The sequence below is a fragment of the Stenotrophomonas sp. 05N423 genome (assembly GCF_056397145.1).
This window is the reverse complement of the sequence record NZ_JBFTMV010000001.1, coordinates 710886-729044: the sequence shown is the minus strand read 5'-3', so window position 1 is coordinate 729044 and position 18159 is coordinate 710886. Positions and strand designations below refer to the sequence as shown.

At 68.3% G+C, this 18159-nt stretch carries 14 protein-coding genes; 6 read left to right on the top strand and 8 right to left on the bottom strand.

The window, feature by feature from the left end; all coding sequences use genetic code 11:
- The first annotated feature begins 133 nt into the window (after positions 1 to 133).
- The 5 genes from zwf to eda all read left to right on the top strand — a co-directional run bounded on the left by zwf (position 134) and on the right by eda (position 6054).
- The gene (gene zwf / locus AC1DGW_RS03345; protein ID WP_478019353.1) at positions 134 to 1573 is read left to right on the top strand and encodes a glucose-6-phosphate dehydrogenase; all 1440 of its coding nucleotides are present in this window, start codon (positions 134 to 136) and stop codon (positions 1571 to 1573) included.
- On the top strand, positions 1570 to 2577 hold the full coding sequence (gene glk, locus AC1DGW_RS03340; protein WP_478019350.1) for a glucokinase: 1008 nt from the start codon (positions 1570 to 1572) through the stop codon (positions 2575 to 2577). Before zwf ends, glk begins: the two co-directional genes overlap by 4 nt.
- On the top strand, positions 2574 to 3290 hold the full coding sequence (gene pgl, locus AC1DGW_RS03335; protein WP_478019348.1) for a 6-phosphogluconolactonase: 717 nt from the start codon (positions 2574 to 2576) through the stop codon (positions 3288 to 3290). The genes glk and pgl overlap by 4 nt, the downstream gene beginning before the upstream one ends.
- Before the next feature lie 144 nt (positions 3291 to 3434).
- Positions 3435 to 5351: a phosphogluconate dehydratase gene (gene edd, locus AC1DGW_RS03330; protein WP_478019346.1), complete on the top strand. Its 1917-nt coding sequence runs from the start codon at positions 3435 to 3437 to the stop codon at positions 5349 to 5351.
- A gap of 43 nt (positions 5352 to 5394) precedes the next feature.
- Positions 5395 to 6054, top strand: coding sequence for a bifunctional 4-hydroxy-2-oxoglutarate aldolase/2-dehydro-3-deoxy-phosphogluconate aldolase (gene eda, locus AC1DGW_RS03325; protein ID WP_478019344.1), 660 nt, complete (start codon positions 5395 to 5397; stop codon positions 6052 to 6054).
- A gap of 120 nt (positions 6055 to 6174) precedes the next feature.
- Here the strand turns inward: eda and AC1DGW_RS03320 are convergent, their stop codons facing one another.
- The 3 genes from AC1DGW_RS03320 to AC1DGW_RS03310 all read right to left on the bottom strand — a co-directional run bounded on the left by AC1DGW_RS03320 (position 6175) and on the right by AC1DGW_RS03310 (position 7908).
- On the bottom strand, positions 6175 to 6669 hold the full coding sequence (locus AC1DGW_RS03320) for a GNAT family N-acetyltransferase (RefSeq protein WP_478019342.1): 495 nt from the start codon (positions 6667 to 6669) through the stop codon (positions 6175 to 6177).
- A complete protein-coding gene (locus tag AC1DGW_RS03315; RefSeq protein WP_478019340.1) occupies positions 6650 to 6937 on the bottom strand; it encodes a type II toxin-antitoxin system TacA family antitoxin in 288 nt (95 codons plus the stop codon). The genes AC1DGW_RS03320 and AC1DGW_RS03315 overlap by 20 nt, the downstream gene beginning before the upstream one ends.
- A gap of 101 nt (positions 6938 to 7038) precedes the next feature.
- The gene (locus AC1DGW_RS03310) at positions 7039 to 7908 is read right to left on the bottom strand and encodes a DUF2306 domain-containing protein (protein WP_478019338.1); all 870 of its coding nucleotides are present in this window, start codon (positions 7906 to 7908) and stop codon (positions 7039 to 7041) included.
- A 179-nt stretch (positions 7909 to 8087) separates the two neighbouring features.
- On the opposite strand from AC1DGW_RS03310, the gene AC1DGW_RS03305 reads away from it, so the two are divergent.
- Entirely contained in the window at positions 8088 to 10100 is a 2013-nt protein-coding gene (locus AC1DGW_RS03305) for a winged helix-turn-helix domain-containing protein (RefSeq protein ID WP_478019336.1), read from the top strand.
- 13 nt (positions 10101 to 10113) lie between these two features.
- On the opposite strand, the gene AC1DGW_RS03300 is transcribed toward AC1DGW_RS03305, so the two are convergent.
- From AC1DGW_RS03300 to AC1DGW_RS03280, 5 genes are all read right to left on the bottom strand, one after another.
- A complete protein-coding gene (locus tag AC1DGW_RS03300; RefSeq protein WP_478019334.1) occupies positions 10114 to 13281 on the bottom strand; it encodes a discoidin domain-containing protein in 3168 nt (1055 codons plus the stop codon).
- A 193-nt stretch (positions 13282 to 13474) separates the two neighbouring features.
- Positions 13475 to 14311, bottom strand: a complete 837-nt coding sequence (locus AC1DGW_RS03295) for a carbohydrate ABC transporter permease (protein WP_478019332.1) — start codon at positions 14309 to 14311, stop codon at positions 13475 to 13477.
- The gene (locus AC1DGW_RS03290; RefSeq protein WP_478019330.1) at positions 14308 to 15189 is read right to left on the bottom strand and encodes a carbohydrate ABC transporter permease; all 882 of its coding nucleotides are present in this window, start codon (positions 15187 to 15189) and stop codon (positions 14308 to 14310) included. The genes AC1DGW_RS03295 and AC1DGW_RS03290 overlap by 4 nt, the downstream gene beginning before the upstream one ends.
- Complete coding sequence (locus AC1DGW_RS03285; protein WP_478019630.1) at positions 15186 to 16451, bottom strand: sugar ABC transporter substrate-binding protein; 1266 nt, start codon at positions 16449 to 16451, stop codon at positions 15186 to 15188. Before AC1DGW_RS03285 ends, AC1DGW_RS03290 begins: the two co-directional genes overlap by 4 nt.
- Before the next feature lie 15 nt (positions 16452 to 16466).
- Positions 16467 to 18083: a glucoamylase family protein gene (locus tag AC1DGW_RS03280; RefSeq protein ID WP_478019328.1), complete on the bottom strand. Its 1617-nt coding sequence runs from the start codon at positions 18081 to 18083 to the stop codon at positions 16467 to 16469.
- Positions 18084 to 18159: the final 76 nt, after the last annotated feature.

Here is an 18159-nt window from a genome sequence, read left to right as displayed (position 1 = left end):
GAGCACGCCCCGCCCCGCTCGTCCCGAGCCGGCCCAGGTGCGGCCGAAGGCTGCGGGACCCCCACCGGAACAGCAACCAGAACATAGAGAAGGGCAATTGACAACGATGTCACCAGACCACGAAACTCGAGCCATGCACGACACCCTCCTCCTGTTCGGTGCCACAGGCGATCTGGCCCAGCGCTATCTGTTCCCCTCCCTGCTGCGCCTGCTGGGCGACGGCCTGCTCCCCGAGGACTTCCGGGTGCGTGCGATGGCGCTGTCGCCGCACGACACCGAAAAATTCCGCGACATCCTGCGGCCACGGCTGGAACAGGCGCTGCCGCAGGCCAGCCAGGACGACATCAACAACCTGCTGCGGCGCATCGACTACCGTTCGGTGGACCTGCGCGACCCCGGCTCGATCGCCGAGGCGGTGCGCGAGTTCAATGGCCGCCGCTGCGTGAGCTACCTGTCGATCCCGCCGGGCCTGTATATCTCCACCTGCGAGGGGCTGGCCCTGGGGGGCGCGCTGGGAGCGCCGCACCGGCTGATGCTGGAGAAGCCGATCGGCTCGGACAGCGCCAGCGCGGAGGAAATCCTGCAGTCGATCGGCGCGCTGATCGATGAGGACCGCGTGTTCCGCATCGACCACTACCTGGGCAAGGCAGCGGTGCAGAACCTGATGGCGCTGCGCTTCGGCAACACCCTGCTGGAGGCCGTGTGGAACCGCAATTACATCGAATCGGTGCACATCATGGTGGCCGAGAGCGATGGCGTGGACGGCCGCGATTCCTATTACTCGCGTTCCGGCGCGATGCGCGACATGGTACAGAGCCATATCCTGCAACTGCTGTGCCTGGTGGCGATGGAGCCGCCAGCCTCGCTGGAAGCCGACCGCATCCGCGACGAGAAGGTCAAGGTGCTGCGCGCGCTGCGTCCACTCGATGCCCGCCATGCCGCCAAGGACAGCGTGCGCGGCCGTTATACCGCGGGCACCATCAACGGCCAGCCGGCGCAGGCCTACCAGCCGCCTGAAGGCAGCGAGGCCGAAACTTTCGTAGGCGTCACCGCGCACATCGACAACTGGCGCTGGGCCGGCGTGCCGTTCCACCTGGTCACCGGCAAGCGCCTGCCCGAACGCACCACCCGCATCGAGGTCAACCTCAAGCCAGTCACGCACTGGCTGTTCGAACGCCCCGACCGCCGCCATGCGCAGCCCAACCGGCTGACCTTCCAGCTGCAGCCGCAGGAGAACATCCAGCTGGGGCTGATGAGCTCGCTGGCCGGCCCGGAATGGGGCGCGCTGGAACTGCAGCCGCTGGAACTGGAACTGTCGGTGCCGACCGGCCTGCATCGCCGCATCGCCTATGAACGCCTGTTCCTGGACGCCTTCAACGGCAACCACGCGCTGTTCGTGCGCGATGACGAAGTGCGCGCGGCCTGGGCCTGGATCGACAGCGTCAGCGATGCATGGAAGGCCGCCAACCTGCCGATGGAACCCTACCCGGCCGGCAGTTGGGGCCCGGACCAGGCGCACCTGTTCCTGCCCGCGGCCATCGTCGCCGACAACCGTTCGGACAGCGAACTGTGAGCGGTCCCGCGGAACACGTGCTGGTCGCCGATATCGGCGGCACCAATGCGCGCTTCGCGCTGGCCGACATCACCGCCGCGGTTCCCCTGGACCAGGGCAGTATCGGCGAGTACCCGGTGGCGCGCTTTCCTTCGCTGGCCGAAGCCGCCGCCTGTTACCTGCAGGAACGCGGTGCCACGGTACGCAGCGGCGTGTTCGCCGTGGCCGGGCGCGTGGATGGCGACGAGGCACGCATCACCAACCATCCGTGGGTGATTTCGCGTTCGCGCACCGCGGCACAGCTGGGCATGTCCCGCCTGCACCTGATCAACGACTTCGTCGCCCAGGCGATGTCGGTGGCCCTGCTGCAGCCGGCCGATGTGGTCCAGGTCGGCGGCGCCGGCTGGCAGCCGGCCGCACCGTCGGTACCGCGCAACTATTGCGTGATCGGCCCGGGCACCGGGCTCGGCGTGGGCGGCCTGCTGGTCCGCGATGGCCGCTGCTATCCGCTGGCGACCGAAGGCGGCCATGCCAGTTTCGCGCCGACCACGCCCGAGCAGATCCGCATCCTGGAGATCCTCGCCCAGCAGTTCGGCCGCGTCTCCAACGAGCGCCTGATCTGCGGCCCTGGCCTGGTCAACCTGCACCGCGCGCTGAGCGAGATCGCCGGCCAGGACCCAGGGCAGCTGCAGCCTGCACAGGTCAGCGAACGCGCCGCGGCCGGCGATCCGATCGCCATGCGCGCGATCGAGGTGTTCATGGACATCTTCGGCGCCGTCGCCGGCGATGCCGTGCTGGTACAGGGCGCCTGGGATGGCGTGTTCCTGACCGGCGGACTGGTGCCGCGCCTGCTCGGGCCATTGCAGCACTCCGGGTTCCGCAGTCACTTCGAGAACAAGGGCCGCTTCACCGCGACGCTGTCGCAGGTGCCCTCGCTGGCCATCGTCCACCCCTGCCCTGGCCTGCTCGGTGCGGCCGCCTACGCACTGGACCTGGAGCAGGCTCCAACCGGAGCATCCGCATGAGCGCCCTCTCCGAACGCCTTACCCTGATCCGTCATTCCGACGAAGAGCAGTGGACCGAAAGCGTGGCCCACGAAATGGCGACGATCCTCGGCCACGAGATCGGCCAGCGCGGCCGCGCACGCATGCTGCTGTCCGGCGGCACCACCCCGGCTCCGGTCTACGAGATGCTGGCCGAGCAGCCGCTGGAATGGGCGCGCGTGGAAGTCGGCCTGGCCGACGAACGCTGGCTGTCGCCGCAGGACCGCGACAGCAACGCCTGGCTGGTGCGCCACAGTTTCCTCAACCAGGCCGAAGGGGCGCATTTCGACCCGCTGGTACGCGTGGGCAAATCGCTGGCCGAATGCGTGCATGACGCCAACCTGCAGGCCGAGCATTCGCAGCCGGCCTGCCTGGTGGTGCTGGGCATGGGCAACGACGGCCATACCGCCTCGCTGTTCCCCGGTTCGCGCGACCTGGAACGCGCTCTGCAGGGCGGCAAGCCGTATGCGGCGCTGGACGCCAGCGGCTGCCCGGTCGCCAGGGACTGGCACCTGCGCATCACGCTTACCCCGCGCGGACTCGCCTCCATCGGCACCCGCCTGCTGCTGCTGCGCGGCCAGCAGAAGCTCGACGTGCTCGAAGCCGCGCTCGCCTCCGGCGATGTGCACCGCTACCCGGTGCTGGCCGCCATCGACGCGCCCGGCACGAAACTACGCGTGCACTGGTGCGCGTGAAAGCCGGGAACGGGGTACAGGAAGCGGGAATGGGAGATCGCCTGGCCGAGGCAATGATCCAGACCAAGCCGCACCCTCCGCTTTCCGTTTTCCGCTTCCCCGCTACTCCCACTTCCCTATTCCCCCTTCCCCGCGTGTAAAGCCATGAGCCTGCATCCGAAAATCCACGCCATCACCGAACGCATCCGCCAGCGCAGCGCTCCGTCGCGCGCGGCCTACCTGGCGGGCATCGAGGCCGCTTTGCGCGAGGGCCCCTTCCGTTCGCGCCTGAGCTGCGGCAACCTGGCCCACGCCTTCGCCGCCTGCGGCCCGACCGACAAGGGCCGGCTGCGCGGCGACGTGACGGCCAACCTCGGCATCATCACCGCCTACAACGACATGCTCTCGGCACACCAGCCGTTCGAGCATTACCCGCAGCTGATCCGCGACGCGGCGCGCGAACTCGGCGCCACCGCGCAGGTCGCCGGCGGCGTGCCGGCGATGTGCGACGGCGTCACCCAAGGCCGCGGCGGCATGGAGCTGTCGCTGTTCTCCCGCGACATCATCGCCCAGGCCACCGCCATCGGCCTGAGCCACGACATGTTCGATGCCACCATCCATCTGGGCGTGTGCGACAAGATCGTGCCGGGCCTGCTGATCGGCGCGCTGGCGTTCGGCCACCTGCCGGCGGTGTTCGTGCCGGCCGGGCCGATGACGCCGGGCATTCCCAACAAGAAGAAGGCCGAGGTGCGCGAGCGCTACGCCGCCGGCGAAGCGACCCGCGAGGAACTGCTGCAGGCCGAGGCCGACTCCTACCATGCGCCGGGCACCTGCACCTTCTACGGCACCGCCAACTCCAACCAGGTCCTGCTGGAAGCGATGGGCGTGCAGTTGCCCGGATCTTCCTTCGTCAATCCGGAACTGCCGCTGCGCGACGCGCTGACCCGCGCCGCCACCACGCGCGCGCTGGAAATCTGCGCGCTGGGCGACGACTTCCGCCCGCTGGGCCGGCTGATCGACGAACGCGCCATCGTCAACGCCGTCGTCGCACTGATGGCCACCGGCGGCTCCACCAACCACACCATCCACTGGATCGCGGTGGCACGGGCGGCCGGCATCGTGCTGACCTGGGACGACATGGACCAGCTCTCGCAGATCGTCCCGCTGCTGGCGCGCGTCTACCCCAACGGCGAAGCCGACGTGAACCGCTTCGCCGCCGCCGGCGGGCCGGGCTTCGTGTTCCGCGAGCTGATGGATGCCGGCCTGATGCATGACGACCTGCAAACCATCGCCGAGGGCGGCATGCGCGCCTACGCGCAGGAACCGCGGCTGATCGACGGCAAGGTCGTCTATGCGCCGGCCGTCGCGCAGAGCGCCGATACCGAGGTCGTGCGTCCGGCCACGGAGCCGTTCGAAGCCCAGGGCGGGCTGCGCCTGCTCAAGGGCAATATCGGCAGTTCGCTGATCAAGCTGTCGGCGGTGAAGCCGCAATACCGCACGATCGAAGCGCCGGCCGTGGTCGTGGACGCACCGCAGGCGCTGAACAAGCTGCATGCCGCCGGCGCCCTGCCGCAGGATTTCGTCGCCGTGGTCCGCTACCAGGGACCGCGGGCAAACGGCATGCCGGAACTGCATTCGCTGGCGCCGCTGCTGGGCCTGCTGCAGAACCAGGGCCGGCGCGTGGCGCTGGTCACCGACGGCCGCCTGTCCGGCGCCTCGGGCAAGATTCCCGCCGCCATCCACGTCACCCCCGAAGCCGCGCGCGGCGGTCCCATCGCCCGCATCCGCGAGGGCGATATCGTCCGCCTGGACGGCGAGGCCGGCACGCTGGAAGTGCTGGTCGACGCCACCGAATGGGCGGCGCGCGGCATCGCCGCCAACACTGCACCGGCCGGCAACGACCTGGGCCGCAACCTGTTCGCGATGAACCGCCGCATCGTCGGCCCTGCCGACCAGGGCGCCATCTCGATTTCCTGCGGCCCGGCGCGGCCCGATGGCGGCGTCTGGGAATACGACGCCGAATACGAACTTGGCCATGACGCAGCCGCCGCCGCGGCCCCGCACGAAGCCAAGGACGCCTGACCTTCGCGTGCCGCACCCCGGCCCGCTCCACCGGAACAACGCCATGACCATCGCCCAGCACCAGGATCGCGCCGAACACCTGCTCACCGCCGCCGGCATCCTGCCCGTCGTCACCGTCCACACCCTCGACCAGGCGCGCGCGGTCAGCGCCGCGTTGCTGGAAGGCGGCCTGCCGGCCATCGAACTGACCCTGCGTACGCCGGTGGCGATGGAAGCGCTGTCCATGCTCAAGCGCGAGCTGCCCGACGTGGTGGTCGGCGCCGGCACGGTGCTGACCATCGAGCAGATGCGCCAGGCCATCGACGTCGGCGCCGACTTCCTGGTGACCCCCGGCACACCGGCGCACATGGCCGACGCGCTGGCCAAGGCGCCGCTGCCGGTGGTGCCGGGCGCCGCTTCGCCCACTGAGCTGTTGGCGCTGCTGGCGCGTGGCTTCCGCATTTGCAAGCTGTTCCCGGCCACCGCCGTGGGCGGGCTGGCGATGATCAAGGGCGTGGCCGGGCCGATCCCCGAACTGAAGCTGTGTCCCACCGGCGGCATCACCGAGGCCACCGCGGCCGACTATCTCAGCCAGAAGAACGTGGTCTGCATCGGCGGCTCGTGGATGGTGTCCGACGCCTGGATCCGCAACGGCCAATGGGACGAGGTGAGGAAATCCGCCGCCGCCGCTGCCGCCATCGTGCGCTCGGTGCGTGCCGGCTGATCCGGCAGCGTGGATCCGTATTTCTGCAGGAGCCGGCTTTACCGGCGAATGCTTCCCGACCCGTTTGCGTAGAGCATCCGCTGGTAAAACCAGCTCCTACAACAATAGAGGTCCGGGGGTTCAATCCCGGCCGGCATCCAGCCGCAGCATCAACATCAACGGCTGCAATGGCGAAGGCTGGAAACCGTAGTGCATGTAGAACTGCTGCGCGCGTTCGTGCAGCGCGTGCACCAGCAGGGCGCGTACGCCGGCCTGTCGCGCGATTCCCGCCACACGCAGCTGTGCATCCTTCAGCAGTGCGCCACCCAGTTGGATACCGTGCGCCGACCGATCCACCGCCAAACGTCCCAGCACGATGGCCGGCACCGGATCTGGCATGTTGCGCTTGATCCGCCCCAAGGCCAGCTCGTGTGAAATCGCGCCGGCAGCCAAGGCGTAATAGCCGCGCACAATGTTGTCCGCATCCGCCACGACGAAGGTACGGCTGGCGCCGCCCAGTTGGTTGACCTGCGCACGCTGCTTCAACCAATCATCGAGTTCGGCTTCGCCGCAATCGAAGTCATCCAGTCGGTGGGCCGCCGCCAGTGCGCAAGGCTCAGTCAGCGGTAGACGCATCAGGCGCCTTCTCCCAGGGAGCCTTTACTGCCAGCAACCGCTCCAGACCAGGATTCGGCTCGGGCGGCGCATCCAGCATCGCCATGAACTGCTCGAACTTCTCCGCGTCCAGGGTGAAGAACACCTGGTCCAGCACCACTTCTCGCGCGCGCTGGCAGGCGGTTTCCAGCATGAAATCGGAACGGCTCTTGCCCAGCAGGCTGGCGGCCTGGTCGATCAGGTCGCGCTGCTCGGGCAAGGCACGCAGGTTGATGGCAGCGGCCCGCATGGCCCAGCCCTCCAATACACAAAAGATATACAGATGCTGCGCCGACGTATATCCATTGTCAACACAACCTTGCCGACACAAACGAAACCCGGTGCCCGGCCTCACCCCGTCACGAGCTGCAGCAGGTGCCTGCCGTATTTGCCGGTGCCGGTCGCGCTCACCGCGACCACCGCATAGACGAAGACCCCTGCGACCGCGGCCAACCCTGCCAGCGCCGGCCAGCGCCATGCATGCGGCAGGGCGATCCGCCTGTGTTTGTTGCGGATGAAAAATTCGGCGACCAGCAGGTTGGGGACGAAGAACAGGTAAAGCAGCGCATGGTCGAAAAAGCCGCTGGCCTCACCCTGCCCGATCCCGGCACCGCCGGTGAGGTCTTTCCAGGCCCGGAATTCGATATCGAACAGCCACGAACCGAGCACCATGGCGAACAGCCGGATGACCCACGCCCGGTGCAGGTCGAACCGCCGCCCCCGCGCATGGACATAGGCCATGACCGCGCTGAGCATCATCACCCCGCCCCAGATGCCGAATGCGACCGACGCCGCCGGGGTATAGGCGCCATGGGCAAAGATGAAGGACAGCCCGCCGCAGCCGGCCAGGAACCCGGCGCTCACGTAGATCCGCCCGGTCCAGCGATGCACCGCCCGGTGGCGGGTACGGATCATGGACGAGAACAGGATCGGCCAGGCGAACAGCAGGATCGCCCCCATCGCGAAGTGCATCCCGATGCCGATAGAGGCGACCCAGTCCGACCAGGCCGGCATCGGCTGACCTTCGACCAGCGGCCGCCACTGCGCGAAATTCCGGAACGTGGCGCCGCTGGCGCGAAGCAGGATATAGCTGCCGAAAACCGCCATGCCGACCAGCGCCACCAGACGGAACAGGCGCCCGCTCCAGCACAGCAGGCGCTCGTCCATCCCGCGCACCGCCGGCTGGCGTTGCCCCATGGCCACTCTGGCGCGTTCATTCATGGCACTCTCTCCCGGCGTTGACGGCGTGTTGCGCCAGCGTCCCTCCCTTGGCGCCGGCATGTCTTTCGGAACGGCTCAGGCCCTGCGCAGGTTCGTGAGGAAAAGCTTAGGAAGGGCCTGGTCGCCGCAGGCCGCATGCAGGTTGTTGACAAGAATGGCTTTCACCCTCCGGAGCCGGTATGCCGCCATCCACCCCGCAACGGGTCGCCTTCGACGATGTGGTCATCGACCTGGCCGGGCGGCGGCTGTCGCGGGCCGGGCGGGAACAGGCGCTGGAGCCCAAGGCCTTCGCCGTGCTGGCACTGCTGGCCGGAGCGCCAGGGCGCGCATTCACCCGGGATGAGATCCTCGACGCCGTCTGGGGCCACCGCCACGTCACCCAGAGCGTGCTGAACCGGATCATGAGCCTGCTGCGCCAGGCACTGGGCGAGGATGCGGCGCATCCGCGGCGGCTGCATACGGTGCATGGCGTCGGTTACCGCTTCGACCTGCCGGCCGGGGCGGCGGGCACCGAAGCCGGAGCGCCGGTGATACCCATCGATGCCGGCGCCGGCGCGGCCCCGTCGGCGCCCACGCCACCCGGTGGACGCCGGCGCCGGCCTGTCATCGCCACGATCGCCGTGGCCGCGACGCTGTCGCTGCTCGCGGCACTCGCATGGTGGCTGCCGTCAAAGCCATGGCGGGCGGCTACCGATCGGCCTGCTGCCGAGGTGTCGCTGGCAGTGCTCCCGTTCGACGACCTGTCACGCGCCGGCGACCAGGAATATCTGGCCGACGGCCTGGCCGAGGAAATCCTCGATCAGCTGGCGCAGGCGCCCACGCTGCGCGTGGTGGGGCGCACGTCGAGCTTCTCGTTCAAGGGCCGGCACGAAACGCCCCGGGCGATCGGTGGGAAGCTCGGTGTCGATCACCTGCTGGAAGGCAGCATCCGCCGCGAAGGCGACCGCCTGCGGGTCACCGCGCAGCTGCTCCGCGCCGCGGACGGCAGCTATCTCTGGTCGAAGACCTACGCGCGCGAACTGCGCGACGTATTCGCGGTGCAGGACGAGATCGCCCGCGACGTGGCACTGGCCCTGAGCGTGAAACTGGACGTGGCCCGGTTCAACCGCGAACAGGGTGGCACCACCCAGGTCGAGGTCTACGAACGCTACCTGCGCTGGCGCGGCATCGTCATGGCCGAACGCTTCGACCTGGAACACGACCGCGAGCGCCTGCGGCTGGCACGGGAAATGGTCGCCATGGACCCGCAGTGCGTTCTGTGCCGCGATGCGCTGGCGGTGTCGTTGAACGCCATGGCGCAGGAACTGGGCGGCACCCAGGCGCGGCAGTTGAAGAACGAAGCGCTGCAGGTACGCGCGCAGATCGCGCGCATCGCGCCGGACAGCTGGGTCGCCAGGCGCGATCGCGCCAATGCGCTGTGGCGCGAAGGCAAGCGCGCCGAGGCCATCGCGTTGGCCAGGCAGATCGCCGAGTCCGGCCCGCCGACCAAGGAACGCGTCTGGGATTACGCGTACATGCTCTATGCCATGGGTCACCTGGACCAAACCATCGCCCTGGTGGAACAGGTGCGCGCAGTCGAACCGATGGCACTCTACCTTTCGCGCGACCTGCAATACGACTACACCGCCGCGCGCCGCTACGCCGATGCCGAGTCCGAATACCTGCGCGGCAGAACCCTGGAAGGCAGCCAGCTGGAACCGGATGCCGTCGCCTTCTTCCGCCAGCTCGCCGGCAAGCGCCCGGGCGGACTGGCCGAACTGCAGGAACTTCACCGGCGCCTGAGCGGCAACGGCGCTGATTTCGACACGTCGTTCTTCACCGAACTGGGCACGGTACTGGACGACCGCGTCGCGATGCTCGCCCTGGTCCGCCGGGCGCTGGCCGATCCCGGTTATGGCGGCGGCATCGAACGCGCCCATGTCTGGACCAGCGTGGCCGATGCGCTGGACGACGCCGATCTGGCGGTGGCGACGCTGCGCGCCGGCATGGAAGCGCAGGAGGGATTCCAGCAGGGTGCGGTGGCGCCGGCACCCTATGTCGCGCTCTGGAACGCGCCCTATTCCGCGCTGCGCGCCCATCCCGATTTCAGGAAACTGCTGGTCGAAACCGGCGTCGCCGGCTACTGGCGGCAGACCGGCCACTGGGGCGACGGCTGCCAGCCGCTGGGACCGCAGGACTTCCAGTGCCGGTAGGCCCCCGCGCGGCTCAGCGCCGGCCGCGCTCGCTGCGCCGCAGCTCGGCCGGAATCTCGATCTCGACCTTCGCCGGCAACGCCATGATCCGCAGCTCCCTGCCCGACCACGGCGCAGGCTCGCCATTGATGCTGGCCGCGCCAGGTTCGCCCTCATAGGGCCAGGGCAGCACCAGCCCGCCGCCGGGCAGGCGCAGGCCATCGGCGACCTTCAGGGTCAACTGCCGGTCGCCGCGCACCAGCGAATACCGCAGCGGGCCATGTGCGGTGCGCAGGCCCTCGACGGTGATGCCCTTGCCCGCCAGCCACGGCGCCGGCACGCCGGCGGCAAGCACGATGGCGTCGTCGATCTCGCGTTCGTAGGCGAACATGTCCAGCGCCGAGCGCACGAAGTCCGAGGCCACCCAGGCATGCGGCAGGTCGCCGACGAAGAACGGCGTGCGCGGCGTCGAGGACACCACCTCGGCCCACTGGTTCCAGGCCGGCGGCGCGCGGTCCTTGAAGAAGAACCCGCTGGCCTCCCACGCCCGTTCGCGCCAGCCCAGACGCACGAAGGCGCCGACGTTGCGCCACTCGTACGGGGTGTAGTCCTTCCACTGGCGCGTGCCGTCGCGGCGCTCGACGAACTGCCGCCAGTAGCGCTCGAAAGTGTTGTCCAGCGCCGGCTGCGGCAGGCGACCCTGCTCGCCGCCCGGCGCCAGCGCGATGGTGGTCGAAGTCGCGTCGAAATCGCCCAGTTCCACCGAACCCGGCAGGTAGTCGATGTGGTGCTGGGCCATGGCCGCATGCAGCGAGTCGTACAGATCCTGGCGGAACTGGTCGCGCGATCCGGCCATGGCCTGCGCTTCGGTTTCCAGCCCCAGCGCCACCGCCATGTCGGCGGCATCCTTGTAGCCGCGCAACGCCCAGAAATCGTCCCAGTACGAGTGCACCGGCTTGGCCGAATAGCCCTCGTGGCTGATCGAGGCCGGCATCATTCCGTAGAAGCCCGGGTTGCGCGCGCGGTTTTCTTCCGTGCGCTCGCTCAACCGCAGGTCTTCCATGTAGCCCCAGGCCGCCAGTATGTGCGGCCACATTCGCTGCAGGAAGGCCATGTCGCCGGTGTGGCGCCAGTATCCGGCGATGGCGTGGATCAGCTCGCCATGGCTGTCGTTCTCCGGCACCGGGTCGCTGCCGCGCGCATCCACGCAGCACGGCACCATGCCGCTGTCGAACTGGTACGGCGCATACCAGTCCAGGTACTGCCGCACCGCATCCTCGCGCCCCAGGCGCAGCAGCCCTTCGGAAATCATCGCGCCATCGCGGATCCAGCTGCGCGCATACGAGCGGGTGCCCGGCTGCAGGCTCGGGCCAACCCGCGAGATCAGCATGTGCGCCAGCGCGGTACGCAGCGTGTCGGCCAGCGGCTGGCCGGCGTCGGGCAGCTGCAGCCGCACCTGGTCGAGCTTCTGCCGCCACATCGCCGCGACCTGCTGCTGCGCCTTGTCGGCATCGAAGCCGCCCGGCATCGACCACGCGCCGGTCTGCGGCAGCACCAGCGCGACCTCGCGGCTCTGCCCCGGCTCCAGCTTCCATGTATAGAGCAGCGCGCCGGACGCCAGCCCGGTCGGGTCGTTGACCTCGCGCGTTGCCGGCAGGGTCTTGTCGGCCAGGTGGGCGACGTCGAGCTTGCTGTCGAACGCGCTGGCGAAACCGGCGTCGGGCGGCGTCGCGGCGAATATCCGCGGCTGGCCATTGACCGTCACCTGCCCGCCCTGGATCGCCAGCCGCTCGATCCGGCTCACGCCGCCGACGGTGTTGAGGAACTGGCTCGGTGGGTTGACCTGGAACGGCCGCACCGCCAGCGCCAGCCGATACTCGTGCGCCGCCTTGTCCGGGTTGTGCAGGCGGTAGCGCGCCACCAGCTGCGCCTGTTCGGGGCGGCCCTGCACGAAGCCGGTCACCTGCAGGTCGAACTTTTCATGCTTCCAGTCGACCGAAGGAACCGGCAGATAACCGTCCTGCAGGCGCTGGCTGGCGGTCACGTCGGCCCAGCCCAGCACCTTGCCGTCCAGCACCACGAACGGTTCGATGCTGAAGCCGGATTTGACCGCTTCCAGCGTGCCGTCTTCGCCCATCAAGGCCTGCTCGCGGCCGCCGTCCAGGCCCAGCAGGGTCCAGTAAGGCTGCTCGCCGCTGAAGCCGCGCGGCAGCGATCCACGCGGCAGGTCGCGCGCCACCGAGCGGACGAAATCGTTGGGCGTGTCGGCGAAATCCAGCGGTTTCAGGCTGATGTCGCGGATGCCATAGCGCCAGTTGGGGCCGTCGATCAGGTCGAAACGCAGGTAGCGCGCCTCGGTCCCGGGCAAGGCCAGCCAATCGCGCCCGCCACCGCCGGCGGTCACTTCGCGCAGCTTGTGCCAGTCGCGGCCGTCGCTGGAGGCCTGCACCGTGTAGCGCGACGCCTCCAGTCCCGGCACCCACTGGATCACCGCACCGCCGAACTCGCGCACCTTGCCCAGGTCCAGGCTGACGGTCTGCTGCTTGACCCCGCCGCTGATCCACACCGTATCCGGCTTGCCATCGGCGATGCGCTGCTGCAGCGCGGTCGCGGTGTCGGCGATGACGGTTGCAGTCAGCGCCGAGTTGTCTTCCTTGGGCAGCGGCTGCAGCGTCAGCTGGTCGAAGCAGACCGTGCCCTTGCCACCGACCTTGCTGTAAATGGTGAATTCCACCGCCGCGCTGCGACGCAGGGTCTTGTCCTGGCCCGGCCCCCAGGCCTTCTCGATCTCGCGCTTGCGGTAGCTCACCCGCGTCCAGTTCTTCGGGAAACTGTAGCCGGTACGGTTGACCCACCACACGTTGTCGCCGCTGGCATCGACCAGCTTGAACTGCAGGTCGTTGGCCGGCGAATCGCCGCGCAGGCCGAACGACACCTGGTAGTTGTCCGGCCAGGTGATATCCAGCGGGCGACGGATGCCCGCATAGCCGGAAACCTCGTGGAAGTCGTAGTCCAGGCACAGCGCGCGGCCGCCGTTGCCGCTCACCGGCCGCAGCGAGCCGCTGACCTGCGGCGAGGTGATCAGCTGCCAGGCGCCGACGTCGTCGAACTTCGCGAGCACCCGGCTTCCGCTCTCGGCCGCCAGTCCATTGCCGGTCAGTACGGCGGTGGAAAGCAGCAGGATGGCGGGGAGCTTGTTCATCGCGGGATATCTCGGTGCGGGGTCGGCGGCCATTGCGGGATTTTCGCAGAACTGAAGGCCGGTGCAGACTGTGGTCCAGCAGCTTCAGGCCACCTTCCCTGGCACGACGCCACCGGCTCCGGAACGCCCTGCCCGGCCATCCACGACCGGGCGTTCGCCGACGCGCGAGGCAATGCCTCGCAAGCGCGCCGACTCACCCCTTCACGCTGCCCAGCAGCAGGCCCTGGATGTAGTAGCGCTGCAGCAGCAGGAACAGCACCAGCACAGGCAGCACCGTGATCACCGCGCCGGCCATCATCATCTCCACGTCCATGATGTGCTCGCGCGAGAGCGAGGCCAGCGCCACCGGCAGGGTGTAATGCTCCTGGTCGGTGAGCACGATCAGCGGCCACATGAAGTCGTTCCATGCGCCCATGAAGGTGAAGATCGCCAGCGTCACCAGTACCGGCTTGAGCATGGGCAGCACGATCTGGAAGAAGATGCGCGCCTCGCTGGCGCCGTCGATGCGCGCGGCCTCCAGCAGTTCGTCGGGGATCGAGCGCGCGTACTGCCGCACCAGGAAGATGCCGAACACGCTGGCCAGCGCCGGCACCACCACGCCGCCCCAGGTGTTGACCAGCCCCATCTGTTTCATCAAAAGGAACAGCGGCAGCATCGCCACCTGTGCCGGGATCACCAGTGCCGCCAGCAGCGCCTGGAATACGCGCTCGCGCCCCGCGAAGCGCAGTTTGGCGAAGGCATAGCCGGCCAGCGTATTGAACAGCAGCGAGCCCAGGGTGATGCCCACCGACATGCCCAGGCTGTTGAGGAAGTTGCCGGCCATGCCGGTGCGCGCGAACAGTTCGCGGTAATTGCCGGTGGTGAACTGCGCCGGCAACAGCGGCGGCGGGAACTGCGAGGCCTGCCCGCTGGGCATGAACGACACCGACACCATCCACGCCAGCGGCGCCAGGCTCACCAGCGCCAGCAGCAACAGCGCGCCGTTGATCCACCAGCCCCAGGTACGCGATTGGCCGATCTCGCGGCTCATACCAGTTCCCTTTTCCTGCCGAAGCGCAGCATCAGCGTGGTCACGCCGAGGATGATCAGGAACAGCAGGAAGGCCACCGCCGAGGCGCGACCCAGGTTCCACCACTTGAAGCCTTCCTCGAACATGAAATACAGCACGCTCACCGTGCTCTGCAGCGGGTCGCCGCGGGTCATCACGTAGGGCTCGGCGAACAGCTGGAAATAGCCGGACACGGTGATCACGCCCACCACCAGCAGCACCGGCCCGAGCATCGGCAGGGTGATGTGCAGGAACTGCTTCCAGCGCGAAGCGCCGTCGATGCGCGCGGCCTCGTACAGATCGCGCGGGATGGCCTGCAGCCCGGCCAGGAAGATCACCATGTTGTAGCCGAAGTTCTTCCACACCGCGAACAGGATGATGGTCGGCATCGCCCAGTGCGGGTCGCCCAACCAGTCCACCGGATTGATGCCGGCATGCCCCAGTGCCCAGTTCACCAGCCCGTAGCGGGTGTGGAACAGATAGCGCCAGATCACCGCCACCGCCACCAGGGTGGTCACCACCGGCGCGAACAGCGCGGTCCGGAACAGGGCCTTGAAGCGCGCCACCGGCGCGTTGAGCAGCATCGCCGCACCCAGCGACAACGCGATGGACATCGGCACGCCCAGCACCACGAAGTACGCGGTGTTGCCCAGCGACTTCCAGAACATCGGTGTGCGCAGCAGGTCCAGGTAGTTGTGCAGGCCGACGAAGCGCAGGTTGTGCGGGTCGGCCAGCGCGTACAGGTCGAAATCGGTCAGGCTCAGCGCCAGCGCCGACAGCACCGGCAGGCCGAAGAACACGCCGATGACGATCAGCGCAGGCGCGGCGAACACCCAGCCGGCGAGCGGGCGCCGCTTCATTGCGCCGCCTCTGCGCGTTGTTGTTCGACGATCCAGCGCCGTTTGGCGAGGATGTCGTCCACGCGAGCATCCAGCCGCTTGACCGCCACATCCTGCGCCAGCCCGCCACGCACCACCTGCTCGGTGACGATGCGCATTTCCTGCGCGATGCGCTCCCATTCCAGTACCTTGGGCGTGGGTTTCACCCGCTCCAGCTGCTCGCCGAACGCGGCGGCCAGCGGATCATCGGCCAATGCCGCGCTCTTCCACACGCTGCGGCGCGGCGGCAGGTCGCCGATGATGGCGTGGAAACGCTGCTGCACCGCCGGCCGCGACAGGAACTCGATCAGCTTCCATGCTGCCTGCTTGTGACGGGACGACTGGAAGATCACCAGACTGGTGCCGCCGGCGATGCCGGCACCCGGCCCGTGCGGCCCCGGCAGCGGCGCGGTGCCCCACTCGCCTTCCAGCGATGGCGGTTGACGCTCGCGGAACTCGCGGATGTTCCACGGCCCCGACAAGTAGAACACGGTGAAGCCGCGGAAGAATTCGTCCCATACATTGGAGATCTGGGTTTCGGACATCTTCGGCGCCCAGCCCTGCTCGAACATGTTGGCGTAGAAGTCCAGCGCGCGACGGAAACCGGGACTTTCAAAATTGCCGCGGGTGTCGTGGTCGCGCAGCAGCGGATCGTCCTGCTGCAGCGCCAGCGACAGCTGCGGTTCGAACTCGTTGAGCGGCATCAATACCGGGTAGCGGTCCGGCCCGATCACCTGCTTCAGCGCGGCGTTCATCCGCGCCCACTCGGCCCAATCGCGCGGCGGATGGTCGTAGCCGGCCTGCCGCAGCAGGTCCTTGCGGTAGAACAGCAACCGCGTGTCCACATACCAGGGAATGCCGACCAGCTGCCCCTCGACCACGTTGGTATCCCAGATGCCCGGGAAGTAGTCCGCGGGCACGATCCCGCGCGAACCGGCCACGTAGGGCTGCAGCGGCGTGAGCGACCGCAGGGTGGCGAATTCGGGAATCCAGGTGTTGCCGAGCTGGCAGATGTCCGGCAGTCCGTCGGCCGCGTAGGCGGTCAGCAGTTTCTCGTGCGCCGCCGTCCATGGGACGTTCTGCACCTCGACGCGGATGCCGGGATTCTCGGCCTCGAACTCGCGCACCAGTTCGCCGACCACCTCGGCTTCGCGGCCCATCGCCCAGAAGCGCAGGGTGATGCCTTCCTGCGGCCGCGCACAGCCGGCCAGCAGGAGCAGGCACAACAACGCGGGCAGGCGCAGCACCATCGGCCAGGCCTACTGCGGCCGCGCCGCGGGCTTGTCCACCGCCTTCTGCTCCTGCGCGGCGGCGGCGCGCGACTCGGCGATGCCCACCGCGCGCGCCGCGGCGGCCTTGTCGTCCTTCTGCAACGGCTGCCATTCCTCGCCTTCCGGCGACAGCCAGCCGCCGGCGAAACCGGCGCGCTCCAGGCCCTTGCGGATATAGGGGTTCTTCTTCATCACGTTCCAGACGAACTCGTCGCGGTAGTTGGCGATGCCGGCGAGTATCGGCCCCTGGTCGATGGCGATGTAGTCGCTGGCCACCCAGCCGCGATCGGGAATCAGGCGGCCTGTCTTGAGCGGGATGTCGTAATTGAAGCTGGGGTTGAACGAATCCAGGAAGCCATAGCTCGAATACAGGTAGTCGCCGTACCGCTTGTGCATTTCCTGCGTGGCCGGGATCACCACCTCCGGCGCGAACGGCAGCGAGGAAATCGCCGCCGACGGCACGATGGTGCCATCGTCGAAATTCTCGCGCAGGCCCGCGCCGCGCGCGGAGTAATGACGGAACTGGCGCTGCTCGCCCTTGTACTCCTGGGTGGTGTTCTGCGGGCCATCGCCGGCGGTCAGGCCCCAGACGTTCTCGCCGTAGTCCTTCCACTGCATCGGGTTGGCGATGGCGTATTCGCGCTGGGCCAGCGTGGCGCGGCGGCTGTTGAGGAAATAATCGATGCCGCGCTCGCGCATGTAGGCGTCCTGGATGTCGCGGAAGTCGATCCAGACGTGGCTGTACTGGTGGCCGAACAACGGCCCGAACGACAGGTATTCCTGCCCCTGGAACACGCCCCAGTCGTTGTCGTAGGTGCGCGTCCACACCGTCCACGCATCGGGCTGGACCGGATGCGTCGGCGAGCCCAGCGCGAGCACGTAGAGCATCATCGCCTCGTTGTAGCCCATCCAGTCGTGCTGGATGAAGCCGCTTTCCGGGAACCAGCCCATCGACACCAGCGGCTTGTTGCGCTGCAGCCACTGCCAGTCCACGCGCCTGTAGAGCGTGTCGGCGATCTGCCGGATCTCCTTCTCGCGCGCGTCGTTGCCATCGTAATAGGACTGCGCGAACAGCATGCCCATCATCAGCAGCGCGGTATCCACGCTGGACAGTTCCACCCAGCTGTCGTAGCGGCGGCCGTCCTGCATGTCGAGGAAGTGGTAGTAGAAGCCCTTGTAACCGGCCTTGCCGGTGCGCTGCGGACCGGTGGGCACGTCGCGCAGGAACCTGAGCGTGGTGAGGGTACGGTCCACGGCCTGGGTGCGGCTGACCCAGCCGTTCTCGATGCCGATCGGATAGGCGGTCAGGGCGAAACCGACCGAGGCGATGCTGGCGAACGGCCGCGACGGATAACGGTCCGGCGTCAGCCCGTTCTGCTCGTTGGTGGTGTCCCAGAAGAACTGGAAGGTGCGCCGCTCGATGTCGTCGAACAGCGGCGGCAGTTCGGGCTTCATCGGCCGCGGCGGCAGGTCGGGTTCGATCAGGATCACCTGGGGCAGCACTTTCGGTGTCGGCTCTGGCGCTTTGCCGCACCCGCCCAGCAGGCCCAGCGCGAGGCCGGCGGCGGTGCACAGCAACAGCTTGGAGGTACGCGGGATGCTCAAGACGCTTTCCGTTGGGTGGAACCGTGGGATGACGGGGATGCCTGCGGACAGGCCGCCCGGCCGCCGTCGCCGGCGG

Bases quoted from the DNA above. Each gene is read 5' to 3' on its own strand.
- zwf (WP_478019353.1), top strand. From the start codon at position 134: ATGCACGACACCCTCCTCCTGTTCGGTGCCACAGGCGATCTGGCCCAG.
- pgl (WP_478019348.1), top strand. From the start codon at position 2,574: ATGAGCGCCCTCTCCGAACGCCTTACCCTGATCCGTCATTCCGACGAA.
- edd (WP_478019346.1), top strand. From the start codon at position 3,435: ATGAGCCTGCATCCGAAAATCCACGCCATCACCGAACGCATCCGCCAG.
- eda (WP_478019344.1), top strand. From the start codon at position 5,395: ATGACCATCGCCCAGCACCAGGATCGCGCCGAACACCTGCTCACCGCC.
- AC1DGW_RS03320 (WP_478019342.1), bottom strand. From the start codon at position 6,669: ATGCGTCTACCGCTGACTGAGCCTTGCGCACTGGCGGCGGCCCACCGA.
- AC1DGW_RS03315 (WP_478019340.1), bottom strand. From the start codon at position 6,937: ATGCGGGCCGCTGCCATCAACCTGCGTGCCTTGCCCGAGCAGCGCGAC.
- AC1DGW_RS03310 (WP_478019338.1), bottom strand. From the start codon at position 7,908: ATGAATGAACGCGCCAGAGTGGCCATGGGGCAACGCCAGCCGGCGGTG.
- AC1DGW_RS03305 (WP_478019336.1), top strand. From the start codon at position 8,088: ATGCCGCCATCCACCCCGCAACGGGTCGCCTTCGACGATGTGGTCATC.
- AC1DGW_RS03300 (WP_478019334.1), bottom strand. From the start codon at position 13,281: ATGAACAAGCTCCCCGCCATCCTGCTGCTTTCCACCGCCGTACTGACC.
- AC1DGW_RS03295 (WP_478019332.1), bottom strand. From the start codon at position 14,311: ATGAGCCGCGAGATCGGCCAATCGCGTACCTGGGGCTGGTGGATCAAC.
- AC1DGW_RS03290 (WP_478019330.1), bottom strand. From the start codon at position 15,189: ATGAAGCGGCGCCCGCTCGCCGGCTGGGTGTTCGCCGCGCCTGCGCTG.